This is a genomic window from Dietzia massiliensis, from assembly GCF_018390595.1.
In the GTDB taxonomy this organism is placed as follows: Bacteria; Actinomycetota; Actinomycetes; order Mycobacteriales; family Mycobacteriaceae; genus Dietzia; species Dietzia massiliensis.
Window position 1 is genome coordinate 1 of sequence record NZ_JAHBAV010000109.1, and the last position, 2,841, is coordinate 2,841.

The following is a 2,841-nucleotide window of genomic DNA, read 5'->3' on the forward strand; positions in this document are numbered from 1 at the left end:
GGGGGGCCGCCGGGGGGGGGCCCCGGCGGGGGGCCGGGGGACCCGGCGGCGGGGGTGGCGCCCGCCCCCGCCGGGGCGGATCCCGGTGACCCGAGGGGGGGACGCGGGGCGGGTCAGGGTGGTGCAGACGTTACGACACGCACGCCCGCGTGCCGCGAACGCCTGCCGCGCGGCCGTGCGTGTCGTAACGTCTGCACCACCATGACCAGCCCCGATTCCCCTCTGCGGATCACCGTGATCGGCGCGGGCGTGGTCGGTTGCTACCTCGGCGGCCGGCTCGCCCGCCACGCCGACGTGACCCTCGTCGGGCGACCCCACGTCCTCGACCCAATCCGTGAACTGGGCCTCACCGTGGAGGCGGGCGGCAACGAGGGCGGCCGCCTGCACGCCCCCGCCGACATGCTCACCCTGGCCACCACGCCGGACTCGGTCCGCCGCGCCGACGTCGTGCTGGTGTGCACCAAGGCCGGTCAGACCGCCGCCGCCACCGCGGAGTTCGCGCCGCTCCTGCGCCCCACCACCCTCGTGGTCGGGCTGCAGAACGGGCTGCACTCCGCCGACCTCATCCGCGAAGGCGTGGACTCCGCGCCGGTGATCGCCGGGGTCGTGCCGTTCAACGTCGCGCGCACCGGGCCCGCCACCTACCGCCGCACGTCCACCGGTGAGATCCGGATCGCCGAGCACCCGAGGCTCACCCCACTGCTGCGCACGGCCGCCGAGGCCGGCCTGCCGCTGCGTCCCACCGACGACATCCAGGCCGTCCTGCACGGCAAGATCCTCATGAACCTCAACAACGCCGTCCAGGCCCTCTCCGGCCTGCCGCTGCGCACCGAGCTGCTCGACCGCGACCTGCGGCGTTGCGTCGCACTGTGCCAGGCCGAGGCGAACCGGGTGTTCACCGCGGCCGGCGTGGTGCCCCGGGTGCCGCTCGCCGTGCCCGCGGGCGCCCTCCCGATCGTGATGCGCCTGCCCACCCCGCTGTTCCGCCGACTCGGTCGGGCCGTAATGCGGGTCGACGCCGACGGCACCTCGTCCATGAACGACGACCTGCTGCGCGGCCGGCCCACCGAGATCGACGTCCTGCAGGGCAAGGTCGTGAAGATGGCCCGTCAGCTCGGACTATCGGCGCCGGCCTGCGAACGGATCGTGGAACTGGTGCGCGAGGCCGAGGCCGACGGCGAGAACTGCCGTCGGTGGGGTGGCCCCGACCTGCTCGCCGAGCTGCAGCGCGCGCGGCGCCGGGCACGCCGGCTCGCCCGTTCCAGCAGATGAGCGGTCAGTCCTCGTAGCCGATCGAGAACGCGGCCTCGAGGTCATGCTTGGACTGGGTGCGGAACGCGATGTGCGTCTCGGTGTCCAGCACGCCGGGTACCTTGTTGAGGCGGTCGGAGACGATGTCGGCGATCTCCTCGTTGCGCCGCGCCCGGACCAACACGATGAGGTCGATGGTGCCGGTGACGGAGTACACCTCTGACACGCCGTCGATCTCGGCGATGGCGGAGGCGACCTCGGGGATCCGCGCCGTCTCGGCGTGGACGAAGACGATTGCGGTGATCATGGGCCCAAGGCTAGTGCAGTCGAGCGGCCAAGGGGCGGCGGTGTCCGGTGCGAAAACCTCCGGATGGTGGAGCGGCGAACCGCACGGGCCCACTCCTCCGACCGGAGGCCTTCGCTCAGCCGGGCTCAGCTTCTCGAGCCGCGAACGACCCTCCCGTGGGTCAGATCTCGCCTGCCTCATCGAGCACCGCATGAGCGCAGGCGACGAGTTCATCGACCGCCTCCGCGGGGATCCGACCCATCGCCGTGAGGTTGCGCGGGTCGTCGAGCTGACGCCGACGAACCCCCTCGAGAATGATCGCGAGCTTCCACAGTCCGAGACCGTGCCAGAAGGGCAAGTCCGAAACGTCACGTCCTGACACCTCGACGTAGTGCTCGACCAGCTCGGTCCGTGTTGCGAAGCCCGGCAGGGTCGAGGCGTCGAAGCGCATCGTCGGCGGGTCTCCCTCCTGTGGCCAGTAGGCCAGCAAGGTGCCGAGGTCGGCGAGCGGGTCGCCGAGGGTGGCAAGCTCCCAGTCGAGGATCGCCCGCACCTGCGCGTCATCCGGGTCGATGATGATGTTGCGGAGGTGACTGTCGCCGTGGACGAGGGCGACTTCGCCAGGCGCCGGCTCCAGCGCGTGCAAACGGGTCGTCAACCGATCCAGTTCGCCCAGCTCGCGGGTGCGGGACAGCTCCCACTGCCGCGACCACCGACGCAGCTGACGCGCGGCGTAGGGCTTGCGGCTCGCGAGGTCGGCGAGACCGACTTCCTCCAGATCGACAGCGTGAATGCGTGCCAGGGTCTCCGCCAGAGACAGCCCCACGGCGTGCCGAGCAGCCGCGGAGAGCCGCTCCGCATCCGCTCGATCATCGAGCACGAGCCCGTCGACGAAGGACACGACGAGTACCGGACGGTCGGCGACCGCCGGGTCCTCGCACAATCCGTGGACGACAGGCAAGGGTACCCGCGTGTCCTGGAGAGCCGAGAGAATCCGGTGCTCCCGCGCGACATCATGCGCGGAGGCGAGGATCTCGCCCATCGGTGGACGGCGTAACACCAACCGGCGGCCCCTGACGTCTGTCGCCAGGTAGGTCAGGTTGGACTGACCCAAACCCACACGTTCGTAGGTCAACGGCTGCTCGACCTCCACTCGCTCGGCGAGCCACGCCGTCATCGCGTCCGTGTCGATGCCCTCGATCACTTCTTCCGCCCCCACTCGGGATCGCGCCGACGGTACTCGCGACGCGCGATGGTCATCTTGTGCACCTCGTCGGGTCCGTCCGCGAGGCGCAGCGTACGCA

Annotated in this window: 3 protein-coding genes; 1 reads left to right on the forward strand and 2 read right to left on the reverse strand. The window is 71.2% G+C overall.

Translation table 11 applies throughout. The annotated features are described in order from the left end of the window. Positions 1-201: 201 nt before the first annotated feature. Positions 202-1,272, forward strand: a complete 1,071-nt coding sequence (locus KHA85_RS16220; protein WP_213186598.1) for a 2-dehydropantoate 2-reductase — start codon at positions 202-204, stop codon at positions 1,270-1,272. A gap of 4 nt (positions 1,273-1,276) precedes the next feature. Here the strand turns inward: KHA85_RS16220 and KHA85_RS16225 are convergent, their stop codons facing one another. Together KHA85_RS16225 and KHA85_RS16230 are read right to left on the reverse strand one after the other, a co-directional pair. Then, positions 1,277-1,558, reverse strand: a complete 282-nt coding sequence (locus KHA85_RS16225) for an Lrp/AsnC family transcriptional regulator (protein WP_061228358.1) — start codon at positions 1,556-1,558, stop codon at positions 1,277-1,279. A 160-nt stretch (positions 1,559-1,718) separates the two neighbouring features. Further along, positions 1,719-2,714 (reverse strand): phosphotransferase family protein, encoded by a 996-nt coding sequence (locus tag KHA85_RS16230; RefSeq protein ID WP_236885826.1) that lies wholly within the window; start codon positions 2,712-2,714, stop codon positions 1,719-1,721. Positions 2,715-2,841 lie beyond the last annotated feature (127 nt).